This is a genomic window from Streptomyces sp. NBC_00683 (assembly GCF_036226745.1).
Lineage (GTDB): Bacteria > Actinomycetota > Actinomycetes > Streptomycetales > Streptomycetaceae > Streptomyces.
This window is the reverse complement of sequence record NZ_CP109013.1, coordinates 4212090-4228742: the sequence shown is the minus strand read 5'-3', so window position 1 is coordinate 4228742 and position 16653 is coordinate 4212090. Positions and strand designations below refer to the sequence as shown.

Sequence of the window (16653 nt, the reverse complement as noted above, 5' to 3'; positions counted from 1 at the left end):
TGCCGCGTAGACCCCCGGCTGTGCTCCGGGCCGGGCCGCCGGATCGTCGAAGCCGCAGTCGGACCAGCACGTTGCTCATCGGCACGTGCCCCGGACCACCCGCGTGCACCGCCGTGCACACGTACCTCTTCGTCGACGGCCTCGATGTGATCGGGCGAAGCGACAGCGGAGCCGTGGGACTGCGTCCGGACACTCTTCTCCGGCCCGGCGGACCGCTGTACCCGGCGGATGCCGCCCGCAGCGTGGGTGTGGCGTCGTCGCAGGGGCATTCCGGGTCCGACCCTGCGACGCTCCACATCCGGGTGCGACTGCGTGGTGCGACGGTCGTCTGGAGCGAGCTGATGTACCCGGGCCTCGACGACGGGGTGATCGAGGAGGTCTGCTTCGATCTGGAGCAGTACGTGGGCGAGATCGAGCGGGCGTACGGCTTGTGCGCGACCGATCCCGCCGGGCCGTTGGGCTGACGAAGAGCCGGGAGAGGGCGAAATGGGCTGGCAGTGCACCGGGCTGGGCTGGCCCGACGACGGGCCCGTGCTCGGGTGGCGGCGGAGTGGCGGGGCGGGCCGGGGCCGGGAGAGCGTTCTGGCGTACGGGAAGGAGCTCGGGTTCCGGGCGGAGGGCGAGCGGCGGTGTTCCGGAGCGCGCGGCAACCCGTGTCCGGTCACGGCTGTGGTGTCCGCGCGGAGTACGGGGGGCCGCTGCCCGGAGTGCGCGCGGCTGGACCGGGCGCACTCGGTGGCCGCGGACACGATCGCCGACGACCCGCGCACGTACCGCGTCTACCTGGCCTGGTTCGGGCCGGGCATGGTCAAGGTCGGGATCACCCGTGAGTCCCGGGACGCGGCGCGGCTCCGGGAACAGGGCGCCGTGGTGTTCACCTGGCTGGGGCGCGGGCCCTTGATGGCAGCCCGGCGCACGGAGGAGCTGCTGCGCGCGGCGCTCGGGGTGCCCGACCGGATCCCGTACGCGCGCAAGCGCGCCGTGCGGGGCGAGTTGCCCGATGCGGCGGAACGGGTCGCCGAGGTCGAGGAGTTGTACGGGCGTGCCGCCGAGCTGGAGGGGAGCGGGTGGCCCGAGGCGCTGGAGCGTCTGCCGTTCGAAGCCGTCGACCATGCCGGGGTCTTCGGGCTCGACGGGGTGGGGGCGGCGGCGGCCCGGGTGGTGACCGGGCTGGTGGACGGCGGTGTGGTGGCCGGGCGGCTGGTGGCGGCGGCGGGGCCCGATCTGTATCTGGCGACCTCGGCGGACGGGGTCGTCGTGCTGGACGCCAGGCTGATCACCGGCTGGGTGCTGGTGGGGGCGGACGCGCGGGCGGGGCTGAGCGTGCCGGTCGTCGCCGTGGGGGGCGGTGGGGTGCAGGACGGGCTGTTCTGAGATCGTCGCGAGGTGGCGACGAGGAAGGCGGGGCGGATGAGCAGCGGCGACGGTGACCGTGACGACGTGGTGCGGTTCTGGGAGCGGCTCGGACTGCCCGGGATCATCGACGTCCATACGCACTTCATGCCGGAGCAGGTGCTCCGCAAGGTGTGGGCGTACTTCGACTCGGTCGGCCCGCTGACCGGTCTCGAGTGGCCGATCGCCTACCGGCACGACGAGGAGGAACGGCTCGCGGTGCTGCGCTCGTTCGGGGTGCTGCGGTTCACCTCGATGCTCTACCCGCACAAGGCCGGGATGGCGGCGTGGCTCAACGGCTGGGCGGCCGGCTTCGCGGGAAGGGTGCCGGACTGTCTGCACACCGCGACCTTCTTCCCGGAGGAGGGAGTGGAGGACTATGTGCGCGAGGCGGTCGAGGCCGGGGCCCGGGTCTTCAAGTCGCACATCCAGGTCGGCGCGTACGACCCGAACGATCCGCTGCTGGAGCCCGTCTGGGGGCTGTTGGCGGAGGCCGGGATCCCTGTGGTGATGCACTGCGGGTCCGGGCCGGCGCCCGGCGCGCACACCGGGCCCGAGCCGGTCGGCCGGCTGCTGTCCCGCCATCCCCGGCTGCGACTGGTGGTGGCGCACATGGGGATGCCGGAGTACGCGGAGTTCCTGGCGCTGGCGGCGGCGTACCCCGAGGTGCGGCTCGATACGACGATGGCGTTCACGGACTTCACCGAGGACTTCACGCCCTTCCCGGCCGTGGAGCGCGGACGGCTCGCGGATCTGGGGGACCGGATCCTGCTGGGCACGGACTTCCCGAACATCCCCTATCCGTACGCCCATCAGCTGCACGCGCTGGAGCGGCTGGGGCTGGGCGATGCGTGGCTGCGGGCCGTCTGCCACGGGAACGCGAGCGCCCTGTTCGCCTGAGGAGAGGCATTCTCAGGGAATTCACAGGGAGGGGAAAGGTCTCTCTCACGGCCGTCTCACAGGCTTGGGTCATGACGACGACCTCGCCCCAGGGGCGTACCGAACTGCTCAGGCCGGACCGCAATCCCGTCCGCGTACTGGTCGTGGACGACGAGGCCCCCCTTGCCGAGCTGCTCTCCATGGCCCTGCGGTACGAGGGGTGGGACGTGCGCAGCGCCGGGGACGGCGCGGGCGCTGTCCGTACGGCGCGTGACTTCCGCCCCGACGCCGTGGTTCTCGATGTGATGCTGCCCGACATGGACGGGCTCGCCGTGCTCAGCCGGCTGCGGCGGGAGCACTCCGATGTGCCGGTGCTGTTCCTGACCGCGCGGGACTCGGTGGAGGACCGGATCGCCGGGCTCACGGCGGGCGGCGACGACTACGTCACCAAGCCGTTCAGCCTGGAGGAGGTCGTGGCCCGGCTGCGCGGGCTGATCCGCCGCTCGGGCACGGCCACCGCGGCCCGCAGCGAGTCGACGCTCGTCGTGGGGGATCTGGTGCTGGACGAGGACAGCCACGAGGTGAGCAGGGGCGAGGACTCGATCCACCTCACGGCCACCGAGTTCGAACTGCTGCGGTTCCTGATGCGCAACCCGCGCCGGGTGCTGAGCAAGGCGCAGATCCTGGACCGTGTGTGGAACTACGACTTCGGCGGCCAGGCGAACGTCGTCGAGCTGTACATCTCGTATCTCCGCAAGAAGATCGACGCGGGGCGTACCCCGATGATCCACACCCGGCGCGGGGCGGGATACCTGATCAAGCCCGGTGACTAGCCCCGTGGGCAGGACCCGTGGGAGCGCGCGGCGGCCGTGGACGCTGCGCACCCGGCTCGTCGTGTACGCGGTGACACTCATCGCGGTCGTCGCCGCCGTGATCGGCTCGGTCACCACCATCGCCTTCCACAGCTACATGTACGGGAAGCTGGACACCCAGCTGACCGACATCGCGAAGCGGGCCGACGACCGTCCGCCGGTGCTCGGGGCGCCCGCTCCGGGCGGGCTGCAGGACAAGGATCCGCTCGGCTTCGTCGGTATGGGCGGTCAGCCCTTCGACACGTTCGGTGCCGTCCTCGTGGACGGGTCCGTCACCGATTCGCAGATCTCGGTGAAGGGGGACAGCGGGCTCGACGTGCAGCAGAACCTGGAGCCGCTGACCGCCGCGCAGAGGGATGCCCTGGAAGCGGCCGGAGTACCCGCGGACGGCGCGGTGCACGACGTCGAGCTGCCCGGGCTCGGCGGCTACCACGTGAAGGCCGTCCCCAAGGACGACGGTTCGACCGTCCTCGTCGGCATTCCCACCGGCGAGGTGAGCGGCGCCCTCACCACCCTGATCCTCGTCGAGGTCTGCGTCACCGGGGCGGGACTCATCGCCGCCGGGATCGCGGGCGCCGCGATGGTCGGTGTCGCCCTGCGCCCGCTGCGCCGGGTGGCGGCCACCGCGACCCGGGTCTCCGAACTGCCCCTGCACAGCGGGGAGGTCGCCCTGTTCGAACGGGTCCCCGACGCCGAGGCCGATCCGCGGACCGAGGTCGGCCAGGTCGGTTCGGCCCTCAACCGGATGCTGGGCCACGTCGGTTCGGCCCTGGACGCGCGGCAGAAGAGCGAGATGCGGGTGCGGCAGTTCGTCGCGGACGCCAGCCACGAGCTGCGGACCCCGCTCGCCTCGATCCGCGGGTACGCCGAACTCACCCGGCGGGGCCGGGAGTACGCCGGTCCCGACACCCGGCACGCACTGGGACGCATCGAGTCCGAGGCGGAACGGATGACGGGCATGGTGGAGGACCTGCTGCTCCTGGCCCGGCTCGACGCCGGACGGCCGCTCTCGTACGAGAGCACCGATCTGTCACCGCTCGTCGTCGACGCGGTGAGCGACGCGGGCGTCGCGGGCCGGAGCTCCGGGAGCTCCGGGGACGCCGGCCGGACCTCCGGGGACATGGCCGGGCCCACGCACCACTGGCGGCTGGAACTGCCCGAGGTGCCCGCGACCGTCCGCGCCGATCCGACCAGGATCCAGCAGGTGCTGGTCAACCTTCTGGCGAACGCCCGTACGCACACCCCGCCGGGGACCACGGTCACCGTCCGCGTCCGGGAAGCACGCGGGGACATGCCCTGGGTGACGCTGGAGGTCCAGGACGACGGGCCCGGGATCCCGGCCGGACTGCAGCCGCACGTCTTCGAGAGGTTCGCGCGCGGCGACGCCTCGCGCTCCCGGAACGCCGGCTCGACGGGGCTGGGGCTCGCCATCGTGCAGGCCGTCGTCGCCGCGCACGGCGGCCGGGCAGAGGTGCGCTCGGTGCCGGGGAACACCGTCTTCGCCGTCCATCTGCCAGCGGACGCGGTGTACGAGGGCGGCCCGGCAGGCGGCTCACAGCCTGGCCACAGGCTCACCACAAGGGTGTGACAGCGCGGCTGGCGAGTGTCGTGTCATGCGAACCGACACCCCTTGGAGCACCTTGCCGGCCCGGGAGCATCTCCTGGCCGCAGCGGTCGACGCGGCCGGTGCTCCCGTACTCGACGTGGTGGTCCCCGTCTACAACGAGGAGAAGGACCTCGAGACCTGTGTGCTGCGCCTGCACGACCATCTGGCGCGAACGTTCCCGTACCGCTTCCGGATCACCGTCGCGGACAACGCGAGCACCGACCGCACGCCCCAGGTGGCGGCGCGGCTCGCGGCGCTGATCCCGGAGGTGCGGTCGTACCGGCTGGAGGAGAAGGGCCGGGGGCGGGCACTGCGCACCGTCTGGTCCCACTCGGACTCCCCGGTCCTCGCCTACATGGACGTCGACCTCTCGACGGACCTCAACGCCCTTCTGCCGCTGGTCGCCCCGCTGATCTCCGGCCACTCCGACCTGGCCATCGGTTCGCGTCTCGCGCGCAGTTCGCGCGTGGTGCGCGGCTCGAAGCGGGAGTTCATCTCGCGGGCCTACAACCTCATCCTGCGCTCCTCGCTGGCCGCCCGGTTCAGTGACGCGCAGTGCGGGTTCAAGGCGATCCGGCGTGAGGTCGCGCAGCGGCTTCTGCCGATGGTCGAGGACACCGGGTGGTTCTTCGACACCGAGATGCTGGTGCTCGCCGAGCGGGCCGGGCTGCGCATCCACGAGGTGCCGGTCGACTGGGTCGACGACCCGGACTCCACGGTGCACATCGTGAGGACCGCGACCGAGGACCTCAAGGGGGTCTGGCGGGTGGGCCGGGCGCTGGCCGTCGGCGCACTGCCGCTGGACCGGCTGGCACGGCCGTTCGGGGACGACCCGCGCGACCGTGCCCTGCCCGGCGTGCCGGGCGGCCTGGCACGGCAACTGGTCGGCTTCTGTGTCGTGGGCGGGCTCTCCACGCTCTTCTACCTCCTCCTGTACTCCCTCTTCCGGCAGGGCGTCGGGCCGCAGTTCGCCAACGGGGCCGCACTCCTGGTGTCCGCCGTCGCCAACACGGCAGCGAACCGGAGGCTCACCTTCGGCGTACGCGGCCGGGGTGGCGCGGTGCGCCACCAGGCGCAGGGGCTCGTCGTCTTCGCCATCGGTCTCGCGCTGACCAGCGGCTCGCTCGCCGCACTGGGCGCGGCGTCCGGAGCGCCCTCGCACGGCACGGAACTCGCCGTGCTGATCGCGGCCAACCTCGCGGCGACGGTGCTGCGGTTTCTGCTCTTCCGCGCCTGGGTCTTCCCGGACCGGCGCACGGACCACCAGGACGCCCGCAAGGCTCCCGCACACGAACTGAGGAACGCCCGATGACCGCCACTCACCCCGACCACCTCCCGGCCCCGCCGGACACCCCCGGGCCGTTCGCGTCACCGGCGGCGCCGGCCGCACGGCAGGGGCACGGCCTTCCGAAGGAGCCGCTGCTGCGGCGCATCCGGCAGGGCAGGCCCGAGGATCCGCGCTGGGCACGGCCCGCCTTCCTCGGCATGCTGCTGGTGATCACGCTCGCGTACCTGTGGAACCTCAGCGCCTCCGGATACGCCAACTCCTTCTACTCGGCCGCCGTACAGGCCGGCAGCCAGAGCTGGAAGGCCTTCTTCTTCGGCTCGCTGGACTCCGCGAACGCCATCACCGTCGACAAGCCCCCGGCCACCCTCTGGCCCATGGCCCTGTCGGTACGGATCTTCGGCCTCAGCTCCTGGGCGATCCTCGCGCCCCAGGTGCTGATGGGCGCGGCCACGGCCGGTGTCCTGTACGCGGCCGTGCGCCGCCGGTTCAGCGCCGCCGCCGGTCTGATCACGATGGCGGTCTTCGCCCTGACGCCGGTCGCCGCGCTGATGTTCCGCTTCAACAACCCGGACGCGCTGCTGGCGCTGCTGATGACCGTCACCGTGTACTGCGTGCTGCGCGCCCTGGAGGGCGGCCGGACGAAGTGGCTGGTCTGGGCGGGCGTCGCGGTCGGTCTCGCGTTCCTGTCGAAGACCCTGCAGGCGTTCCTGATCCTGCCGCCGCTGGCGGTCCTGTACGCGGTGTTCGCGCCCGTGCCCGTACGCAGGCGCTTCGGTCAGCTGGGGCTGTCCGCCCTCACGACGGCCCTCGCGGGCGGCTGGTGGGTGGCGATCGTCGAACTGTGGCCCGCCTCCTCCCGCCCCTACATCGGCGGCTCGCAGAACAACTCCTTCCTGGAACTCACCTTCGGCTACAACGGACTCGGCCGGATCAACGGCGAGGAGACCGGCAGTGTCGGAGGCGGCGGAGGCGGCGGCTGGGGCGAGACCGGCATCGGCCGGATGTTCAACTCCGAGATCGGCAGCCAGATCGCCTGGCTGCTGCCTGCCGCTCTGCTCCTGCTGGTCGCCGGCATCTGGCTGACCTGGCGGGCGAAGCGGACCGACACGGCCCGTGCGGCCTTCCTCGCCTGGGGCGGCTCGCTGCTGATGACGGCGTTCGTTTTCAGTTTCATGGCCGGGATCTTCCACCAGTACTACACCGTTGCCCTGGCGCCCTACGTCGCGGCGCTCGTCGGCATGGGCGCCACCGTCCTGTGGGAGGAGCGGACCAAGTGGTGGGCGGGAGCCGTGCTCGGCGGGACCGTCGCGGTGACGGCCCTCTGGTCGTACGTCCTGCTGGGGCGTACCCCGGACTACTTCCCGTGGCTGCGCTGGGCTGTCCTGATCGGCGGCCTCGTGGGAGCGGTGGGTCTGCTGCTCGCGGCGCGGCTGGGGCGCGTGCTCGCCCTCACCGCGGTGGGGCTGGGCCTGGCCGCGTCGCTGGCCGGGCCGACCGCGTACACGATCAGCACGCTGAACACCGGGCACCAGGGCTCGATCGTCACCGCCGGACCGGCGGGCGGGGGCATGGGCGGACCCGGGGGCGGTGGTGGCCGGGGCGGCGGCCCCGGTGGTACCGGTGGTGTTCCGGGCGGCGGCCCCGGTGGTGGGACGCCTCCCGGGCAGGGCACGCAGCAGGGCGGTCAGGCTCCGGGCAACGCCCAGGGCGGCGGCTTCCCGGGCGGTGGCCGGCCGGGTCAGGGCCAGCAGGGCCAGGGACAGCAGGGGCAGACCGGCCCGCAGGGCGCAATGCCCGGCGGTGCCATGGGTGAACGCGGCATGGGCGGCGGTGGCATGGGCGGTCTGCTGGGCGGTTCGTCCGTCGGCGCCGAGGCCAGGAAGCTCCTGGAGGAGAACGCCGACGACTACATCTGGGCGGCGGCGGCCATCGGTTCGCAGAACGCCGCGAGCTACCAGCTCGCCACCGGTGACCCGGTGATGGCGATCGGCGGCTTCAACGGCAGCGACCCGTCCCCGACGCTCGCCCAGTTCAAGAAGTACGTCGAGGACGGAAAGATCCACTACTTCGTCTCGAGCGGCTCGGGCGGCGGTGGCGGCGGTGGCGGCGGTGGCGGCATGGGTGGCAGCGGCGCCTCGTCCCAGATCTCGACGTGGGTGGAGGAGAACTTCAAGGAGGTCACGGCAGGCAGCGCGACCTTCTACGACCTCACTCAGCCGACGAGCGGGAGCTGACGCCGCAGTTCGAGATCGGCGACAACGGGGCGGTGGTCCGAGGCGAGCGTCTCGGCCACCGCCCCTTCGCGTACCCGCACGGCCCCGGCGCCGGACTTCGACACCGCCACGAAGTCGATCCGTTTCACCGGATCCTTGGCCGGGAAGGTCGGTGCCCCCGGATCGGCGTCCGTCAGCTCCTGCCAGAGCGGAGCCAGTTCCGGCGCGTCCGGCTCCGCGTTGAAGTCGCCCAGGAGGATCTGCCGGGCGCCCCGGTCCTCGGCCATGATGCGCCGGGTGTCGGCGACCTGGGCGATGCGCACGGACGGGTCGGGCCGGTAGTCCAGATGCGTCACGTACACATGCACCGGCAGCCCCTGGACCCGCAGCACGGCCTCGGCGAAGCCCGGCGCGGGCGCGGGCACCGGGTTCGGATCCTGGGTCGAGAGCCTCGTGATCTCGTGGTTCTCGGCGCTGATGATCCGGTACCGGGACAGCACCGCCACCCCGTACTCGCGCCGGGGTTCACCGGGTGTCGCCGGGTCGAGGCTGTAGATCGGCGCGAACGACACCCGCATGTCCAGCCGCCGGGCGAGCTCGCCCGCCAGATCGCGCCACTCGCTGCGGGCACCCCAGTGCGCGTCGACTTCCTGGAGGCCGATCACGTCCGCGTCCAGCGCGCGCAGTTGGGCGGTCTGACGGTCCAGGTCGAAGACCTCGTCCATGCCGGCGCCGGCATGGATGTTGTACGTCGCGACGCGGAGCGGGACCGCGTGCCCCTCCTCGGCGGCTCCGGCGGGCGGCGCGAGTGCGGCCACCGACAGGCCCGCAGCGATCAGTACGCCCACCGTACGACGACGCAAGTACATGTCACTCCACTCGTATCCGCTCGGACGCTTGTCAGGTCTGCGTCGACAGAGCTACCCGCCCCGACGCCGCGCGCAAACGAGTTGTACGCCGTACGGGAAGTGTCTTACGGTGTACAACGCCGCACTCCCTTACACCGTACAAGCGCACCGGAAACCAGGAGCCCGCATGACGGCGACCGCCGCCGAGCAGAACGATCTCGCCCCCCGGGGAGGCCATCCGCAGCGCTGGCTGATCCTCGGCGTCATCTGTCTCGCCCAGCTCACCGTGCTGCTCGACAACACCGTCCTGAACGTCGCGATCCCCTCCCTCACCACGGAGCTGAACGCCTCCACCGCCGATGTGCAGTGGATGATCAACGCCTACTCGCTCGTCCAGTCGGGCCTGCTGCTCACGGCGGGGAGCGCCTCCGACCGCTACGGCCGCAAGAAGATGCTGGTCGCCGGCCTCGTGCTGTTCGGCATCGGCTCGCTGGTGGCCGGGCTCGCACAGTCCTCCGGGCAGCTGATCGCCGCCCGCGCGGGGATGGGTATCGGCGGCGCCCTGCTGATCACCACCACCCTGGCCGTCGTCGTGCAGATCTTCGACGACACCGAGCGCGTCAAGGCGATCGGCATCTGGTCCACCGTCAACTCCCTGGGCTTCGCCGTCGGTCCGCTCGTCGGCGGCGTGATGCTCGACCACTTCTGGTGGGGCGCGATCTTCCTGGTCAACATCCCCGTGGCGGTCATCGGCGTCATCGCCGTCGTCCGGCTCGTCCCCGAGTCCAAGAACCCCCGGGGCGATCGTCCCGACCTGCTCGGCGCACTGCTCTCCACCATCGGCATGGCCGCCGTCGTGTACGCGATCATCTCCGGCCCGGAACACGGCTGGGGCTCCGGCCAGGTCCTGCTGACCGCTTTCACCGGGGTCGCCGTCCTCACCGGATTCGTCCTGTGGGAGCTCCACATCCCGTACCCGATGCTGGACATGCACTTCTTCCGGAACCAGAAGTTCATCGGCGCGGTCGCGGGCGCGATCCTGGTCGCCTTCGGGATGGGCGGTTCGCTCTTCCTGCTCACCCAGCACCTCCAGTTCGTGCTCGGGTACGGGCCGCTGGAGGCCGGTCTGCGCACGGCACCGCTCGCACTCACCGTGGTGGCCCTCAACCTGACCGGGCTCGGTGCCCGCCTTGTCCCGCGCATGGGGACGCCCGCCACCATCGCCACCGGGATGAGCCTGCTGGCCGCCGGGCTCGGGGCCATCGCCCTGCTCGGCCGCGAGGGGTACGGCGGCATGCTGCTCGGCCTGGTCGTCATGGGCGCCGGCATCGCGCTCGCCATGCCCGCCATGGCCAACGCGATCATGAGCGCCATCCCGCCGGAGAAGGCGGGCGTCGGCGCCGGGGTCAACGGCACCCTCGCCGAGTTCGGCAACGGGCTCGGGGTCGCGGTGCTCGGAGCCGTACTGAACTCGCGGTTCGCCGCTCTCGTACCGGCGGCCGTCGGGGCGGCCTCGCTGCCCGCGGCGCTCGCCGCCGCGGACGGCGAGGGGGAACGGCAGCGGATCACCGATGCCTTCGCCTCGGGCCTGGAGGCCAGTCAGCTGGTCGGTGCGGTGGCGGTCCTGGCGGGCGGCCTGCTGGCCGCCGTACTGCTGCGCCGGGCGGAGCGCGCGGACGCGGCGCAGACCGCCGAGGACCCTCGGCCCGAGCAGCGGGCACCGGAGCGGGCATAGCATCGGACGGAGTGCTGTACGGAGGGGTGCCATCCGCTCCGTACGGCACCCGTTGAGACGGACACCCAGGGCAGTCCGTACCGTCGGCAAGTCGAGGAGAGTGCGTCATGGGGTCCGCGGCGGACGGTGCGAACAACCCTGCACGGATCAGTGTGTGGCTGGACCGGCGAACCCCTTCGCGCGGCCGCAGGACGGATCAGCCGGCCGGCCTCGACCGGGACAGGATCACCGCGGCGAGCGTACGGCTGCTGGACTCCGAGGGCCTCGCCAAGTTCTCCATGCGCCGCCTCGCCGCCGATCTCGACGTCACGGCGATGTCCCTCTACTGGTACGTCGACACCAAGGACGACCTGCTGGAACTGGCCCTGGACACCGTCTTCGGGGAGATCGCGCCGCCCCAGGAGGACACGGGCTGGCGCGAGCGGCTGCGCGAACTGGCCACCAGCTACCGGCAGATGCTGGTCCGGCACCCGTGGGCCTCGGCACTCGCCGGGAACTTCCTGAACATCGGCCCGCACTCGATGCTGTTCTCGTACGCGGTCCAGGACGTCATCCGGGCCACCGGACTGCCCCTGGAACACCAGTCGGGTGCGATGTCCGCCGTCTTCCAGTTCGTCTACGGGTTCGGCACCATCGAGGGCCATTTCCTGCAGCGTTCGGCACAGGCCGGGCTGAGTCAGGACGCGTACTTCCGGCAGGCCATGAGCACGATCCGCTCCCATCCGGACCACCGGCACATCGTGCAGACCTCGGAAGCCATCATGGCCGCGCGCGGCGGGGACACCGTCGAGGAGATGCGCGAGCGGGACTTCGTGTTCGCGCTGGACCTTCTGATCGCGGGCATCGAAGCGATGTGCGAGCGGGCGGTCCACCAGTAGCCCCGCGGCGTCAGTACCCGCGCCCCGTGTCCACGGCGAGTGCGGGACGGCGCCCCTCGGCCACCGCCTGCCAGCAGGCCGCGAAGTCCGTGACGACGTCCTCGTCGGCCGTGATGCCCGCGGAGTGCGAGGTGATCACCGTGCGCGGCAGCTGCCAGACGGTGTCGTCGGGGCCCGCGGGCTCGTCGGGCAGCACGTCGAGGACGGCCCGTCGCACCGTACCGGCGCGCAGGGCGGCCTCCAGTGCCGCCATGTCCACGCACGCGCCCCGGCCGACGTTGACGAAGGAGGCGCCCCTCATCGCGGTGAACCGTGCGCCGCCGAAGAACCGCTCCGTGGCCGCGGTCAGCGGGAGCGTGGACACCACCCACCGGGCTTCGGCCAGCGCCGCCCGCTCCTCGTCCCCGCCGGCCGCGACCACCCGGTCGAAGCCCGGCGGTACGCCGTGCGGCGTGCGGGAGACGCCCACCGTGCGCAGCGAACACGCCCTCAGCAGCCCGGCGACCGCGGAGCCGATGTGTCCGGTGCCGTGGACGACGACGGTCTGCCCGGCGGCGAGTTCGGACGGGATGCGGCGCCACCGGGCCGCGGCGTGCTGTGCCGTGTGCTCCGGGACGGACTGGCACTCGGCGAGCACCCAGGCCAGCACGTACTGGGCGATCCGCTCGCCCATCCGGCCCACGGTCCGGGTCAGCAGCGCCCCTTCGGGCCAGGGTCCGGCGGCGAGCAGCGCGTCCGTACCCGCGTTGACGCTGTGGAACCACAACAGCTGTCCGCTGCGCAGGGCTCGGGGCAGCGTGTCACCCACGTACAGGAACGGTCCCTCGGGCACGGTGCCTGACGCGCGTCCCGCCGGGCGTCCGGTGATCCGCTCCAGCTCCCCGACCACGGACGTGTCGAGGGCGGGCGCGGCCAGGAGCTCGGCCCGTGCGAGCAGATCGGGGCGGGGCGGACGGCGGGCCGGCGTCACGGGACCCGTCAACTGCCGGTGGCCAGATGGGCGGGGAAGCCGCCGGTGGCGACCGGGCTCCAGCGCTCCGGCGTGATGCGGATGATGGACTTGCCCTGCTTCACCATCGCCGCCCGGTACTCGTCCCAGTCCGGGTGCTCACCGGAGATGTTCCGGAAGTACTCGACGAGCGGCTCGACCGACTCCGGTGAGTCGATCACCTCGGCCGAGCCGTCGATCTGCACCCAAGGGCCGTTCCACTCGTCCGACAGGACGATCACGCTGACGCGCTCGTCCCGCTTGGCGTTGCGGGTCTTGGCCCGTTCGGGGTAGGTCGAGACGACGATCCGCCCCGCGTCGTCGACGCCACAGGTCAGCGGGGAACCCTGGGGGCGGCCGTCGGCCCGGGTGGTCAGCAGGATCGCCCGGTGCCGCGGCCGTACGAAGTCCAGCAGCCCGGCGAGCTCCACGGTGGTGTTGGTCGCGATGTTCGGTGCCATGCCGCCAACCCTATGCCGGGACGGAATCCCCCTGCACGGCCTGGATGTCCAGCTCCACCCGCAGCGTCGTACCGATCGCGGAGATGCCCGCCTGCACCACCTGGTTGTAGTTCATGGCGAAGTCCTCGCGGCGCAGTTCGGCCGTTGCGTGGAAGGCCGCCCGTACCCCGCCCCACGGGTCGGGGCCGGTGCCGAGGTAGCTGAGGTCCAGGTCGACGTCGCGGGCCACGCCGTGCATCGTGAGCACGCCGTCGACCGTCCAGCGGTCCGGTCCTGCCGGGGTCAGGGCGCGCGAGCGGTAGGTGATCTCCGGGAACCGCTCGACGTCCAGGAAGTCGGGCGAGCGCAGGTGCTTGTCACGCATGCCGTTGCCCGTGTCGATGCTGGCCGGAGTGATGAAGGCCTCCACCCGGGAGCGCTGGACGTCCTGCGCGATCTCGATCCGGCCGCCGAATTCGGTGAACCGGCCGTGCACGCTGGAGATTCCCAGGTGCTGCGCGACCGCGGCCACCGAGGAGTGCACCGGGTCCAGCGACCAGGTGCCCGGCGGCGGCAGCTCCACACCGCCCTGCCGGGCGAGCACCACGGTGCCGGCCTCGACCCGGCCACTGGCCGTGACGAGCGCGGTGGAGGCGGCGGGCGCGTAGCCGACCGCTGTGACGATCACCGTGTACGCGCCGGCCTGCAGGCGGTCGTCGGTACGGACGGAACCGTTCTCGTCCGCCGCGGCCCGGAGCACCTGGGCGCCCGTCATGTCGGTCACCGTGATGACCGCGTGCTGGACCGCCCAGCCGTCCCGCGTCCGTACCTGTGCGCGAAGTCCCATCTGTGCTCTCTCCTTGCTCCATCACTCAGTTGCTCAGTGACTCAATGAGTCGGGCCCCGGGCGGGGACGGCAGGCCGTCCCCTGCCTGCCGTCCCCACCACGGGGCCCTTTTCCGCCGGCGGCCACAGCCTCTCCGCTCGAAGTGCTGTTCCGCCAGAGGTCTTTGTGGATCTTCCGTGTCTACTGCCCCGGGTGGGCGAGCTCGATGTCGTGGCCGTCGACTCCGCCACCCGTCACGGTCAGTGCGGTGGCCACCGGCGGGTAACCCGTCGCGATGACCGAGTACTCGCCCGCGTCCAGGTCGGTGAAGGCGTACGCCCCGTCCTCCCCGGTCGTCGAACCCGCGACCACGTTGCCTGCCGCGTCGATGAGGGTGACCCGGGCGTCGGGCAGCGGGGCCCGGCCGGAGCCGGCCCGTACGACACCCTGGACCAGCGCACCGGACCGCAGTGCCGCGTCGACCCGGGTGACTCCCTGGCCGCCGATCTCCACCGGCAGGGCCAGCGGACGGAAGCCGGCGGCCGTCACGGCCACGGTCACCGTGCCGGGGATCAGCTCGCCGAAGGTGAAGTCGCCCGCGTCGCCCGAGGTACCGGTGGCCAGCACGTCGCCGCGCACATCGGTCACGACGACCATCGCGCCCGGGACCGGGGTGCCGCCCTCGGCGTTCCGTACGGTCCCGGCGAGACCGCTCGTTCCGGCGAGCAGGATGTCGTACGCGAGCGGCTCCTCGCCGACGACCACGGTGGATGCCTGCGGCTGGAAGCCGTCGGCGGACGCGATGAGGACGTAGCTGCCGGAGCCCGGCGCGTCCAGTACGTAGCCGCCGTCGGCCTGGGCGACGGAGCGCCCCAGCTGCCGGCCGCCCAGCGAGATCAGCGTGACGGCCGCCCGGGCGACAGGCGCGCCCTCGGCGCCGCGCACCACTCCGCGTACGGGCGTTCCGTGCGCGGTCACGACCGGGGCGTCCGGTGCCTCGACCGAGGTGACCCCGGCCGTTGCTTCGGCGACGAGCGCGGTGGTGCCCGTGGTGGCCTCGGCGGCCTCCGTGGCGGGTGCCCCGTCGCCTGCCGGGACCTTGTCGTTGCCGGCGTTCGTCTTCAGCGCGACCTCCTTGATGAAGATCGTGACGATGAACGCGACGAGCGCTGCCGGGGCGGCGTACAGGAAGACGTCGGCGACGCCGTGGCCGTAGGCGACCTCCATGACGGTGCGGAACGGCGCGGGGAGCTTGTCCAGGTCGGGGATGCCCCCGCCGCCGGTACCGCCGTGGCCGAATGCGGCGCCCTGGGGGCCGAGGTCGGCCAGGCCGTCCTTGACGTAGTGGGTGACGCGGTTGGCCATGACGGCGCCCAGCGCGGAGACGCCGATGGCGCCACCGAGCGAACGGAAGAACGTGACGACGGAGCTGGCCGCGCCGAGGTCGGCGGGAGCGACCTGGTTCTGCGTGGCGAGGACCAGGTTCTGCATCATCATGCCGATGCCGAGGCCCATCACGAACATGAAGACGGCGATGTGCCAGTACTCGGTGTCGTACCGGATGGTGCCCAGCATCCCGAGGCCCGCGGTGACGAGGAAGCCACCGGCGACCAGCCAGGCCTTCCAGCGGCCCGTCTTGGTGATGATCTGGCCCGAGACGGTCGACGACAGGAAGAGCCCGGCGATCATCGGGATGGTCATGACGCCGGACATGGTCGGCGACTTGTCGCGCGCCAGCTGGAAGTACTGGCTGAAGAAGACGGTGCCCGCGAACATCGCGATGCCGACGAACAGCGAGGCGATCGAGGCCAGGGTGATGGTCCGGTTGCGGAAGAGGCGCAGCGGGATGATCGGCTCACTGGCACGGGACTCGATGAGCACGAAGACCAGCGTGAGCAGGACCGCACCGGCGAGCATCGTATAGGTCTGCCACGAGACCCAGTCGTACTTGTCGCCCGCGAAGGTGACCCAGAGCAGCAGCAGCGAGACGGCGGCGCTGATGAAGAACGCGCCCGACCAGTCGACCTTGACCTCGCGCTTGACGACCGGGAGCTTCAGGGTCTTCTGCAGCACGATCAGGGCGATGACCGCGAACGGCACACCCACGTAGAAGCACCAGCGCCAGCCCATCCAGCTGGTGTCGGTGATGACGCCGCCGAGCAGCGGGCCGCCGACGGTGGCGACGGCGAAGACCGCGCCGAGGTAGCCGCTGTAGCGCCCGCGCTCGCGCGGGGAGATCATCGCGGCCATCACGATCTGGGCGAGGGCGGAGAGACCGCCGACCCCGATGCCCTGCACGACACGGCAGGCGATGAGCATGCCGCTGCTGGTCGACAGACCGGCCACGACCGAGCCGAGCACGTAGATGATCAGTGCTATCTGGACCAGCAGCTTCTTGCTGAACAGGTCGGAGAGCTTGCCCCACAAGGGGGTGGTGGCGGTCATGGCCAGCAGCGAGGCCGTGACGACCCAGGTGTAGGCGCTCTGGCCGCCGCCGAGGTCGGAGATGATTTCCGGCAGGGCGTTGGAAACGACGGTCGACGACAGGATCGCGACGAACATGCCGAGCAGCAGCCCGGTGAGCGCTTCCATGATCTGGCGGTGTGTCATCGGCGTGCCGTCGGGGGCGTCCGATGCCCCGTGCTTGGCGTGGCCGCCCCGCACACCGGTCGGTGTGGTCGTAGCCAT

General features: G+C 71.8%; 14 protein-coding genes. 9 read left to right on the top strand and 5 right to left on the bottom strand.

Annotated features, from left to right (window positions below):
- Positions 1–113 precede the first annotated feature (113 nt).
- The 7 genes from OG257_RS18955 to OG257_RS18925 all read left to right on the top strand — a co-directional run bounded on the left by OG257_RS18955 (position 114) and on the right by OG257_RS18925 (position 8271).
- A complete protein-coding gene (locus tag OG257_RS18955) occupies positions 114–464 on the top strand; it encodes a hypothetical protein (RefSeq protein WP_329208937.1) in 351 nt (116 codons plus the stop codon).
- Positions 465–486: 22 nt separating this feature from the next.
- A complete protein-coding gene (locus OG257_RS18950; RefSeq protein WP_329208935.1) occupies positions 487–1374 on the top strand; it encodes a DUF2797 domain-containing protein in 888 nt (295 codons plus the stop codon).
- 36 nt (positions 1375–1410) lie between these two features.
- On the top strand, positions 1411–2292 hold the full coding sequence (locus tag OG257_RS18945; protein WP_329208933.1) for an amidohydrolase family protein: 882 nt from the start codon (positions 1411–1413) through the stop codon (positions 2290–2292).
- Between the two features lie 71 nt (positions 2293–2363).
- Entirely contained in the window at positions 2364–3104 is a 741-nt protein-coding gene (locus tag OG257_RS18940; protein ID WP_329208931.1) for a response regulator transcription factor, read from the top strand.
- A 4-nt stretch (positions 3105–3108) separates the two neighbouring features.
- Positions 3109–4731: a HAMP domain-containing sensor histidine kinase gene (locus tag OG257_RS18935; RefSeq protein ID WP_329208929.1), complete on the top strand. Its 1623-nt coding sequence runs from the start codon at positions 3109–3111 to the stop codon at positions 4729–4731.
- 25 nt (positions 4732–4756) lie between these two features.
- Positions 4757–6061 (top strand): bifunctional glycosyltransferase family 2/GtrA family protein, encoded by a 1305-nt coding sequence (locus tag OG257_RS18930; protein ID WP_329208928.1) that lies wholly within the window; start codon positions 4757–4759, stop codon positions 6059–6061.
- Positions 6058–8271, top strand: a complete 2214-nt coding sequence (locus OG257_RS18925) for an ArnT family glycosyltransferase (protein ID WP_329208927.1) — start codon at positions 6058–6060, stop codon at positions 8269–8271. Before OG257_RS18930 ends, OG257_RS18925 begins: the two co-directional genes overlap by 4 nt.
- On the opposite strand, the gene OG257_RS18920 is transcribed toward OG257_RS18925, so the two are convergent.
- Entirely contained in the window at positions 8250–9119 is an 870-nt protein-coding gene (locus tag OG257_RS18920; RefSeq protein WP_329208925.1) for an endonuclease/exonuclease/phosphatase family protein, read from the bottom strand. The genes OG257_RS18925 and OG257_RS18920 overlap by 22 nt on opposite strands.
- A gap of 166 nt (positions 9120–9285) precedes the next feature.
- On the opposite strand from OG257_RS18920, the gene OG257_RS18915 reads away from it, so the two are divergent.
- Positions 9286–10833, top strand: a complete 1548-nt coding sequence (locus OG257_RS18915) for an MFS transporter (RefSeq protein ID WP_329208923.1) — start codon at positions 9286–9288, stop codon at positions 10831–10833.
- Positions 10834–10940: 107 nt separating this feature from the next.
- Positions 10941–11711 (top strand): TetR/AcrR family transcriptional regulator, encoded by a 771-nt coding sequence (locus OG257_RS18910; RefSeq protein WP_329208920.1) that lies wholly within the window; start codon positions 10941–10943, stop codon positions 11709–11711.
- 10 nt (positions 11712–11721) lie between these two features.
- Here OG257_RS18910 and OG257_RS18905 read toward each other — a convergent pair whose 3' ends face one another.
- From OG257_RS18905 to OG257_RS18890, 4 genes are all read right to left on the bottom strand, one after another.
- On the bottom strand, positions 11722–12681 hold the full coding sequence (locus OG257_RS18905) for an NAD(P)-dependent oxidoreductase (RefSeq protein WP_329208918.1): 960 nt from the start codon (positions 12679–12681) through the stop codon (positions 11722–11724).
- An 8-nt stretch (positions 12682–12689) separates the two neighbouring features.
- Positions 12690–13160 carry a PPOX class F420-dependent oxidoreductase gene (locus OG257_RS18900; protein WP_329208916.1) on the bottom strand — a complete coding sequence of 157 codons (471 nt, stop codon included), beginning with the start codon at positions 13158–13160 and terminating at the stop codon, positions 12690–12692.
- Positions 13161–13170: 10 nt separating this feature from the next.
- Positions 13171–13986, bottom strand: a complete 816-nt coding sequence (locus tag OG257_RS18895; protein ID WP_329208914.1) for a YceI family protein — start codon at positions 13984–13986, stop codon at positions 13171–13173.
- A gap of 180 nt (positions 13987–14166) precedes the next feature.
- Positions 14167–16653, bottom strand: coding sequence for an MFS transporter (locus tag OG257_RS18890; protein ID WP_329208912.1), 2487 nt, complete (start codon positions 16651–16653; stop codon positions 14167–14169).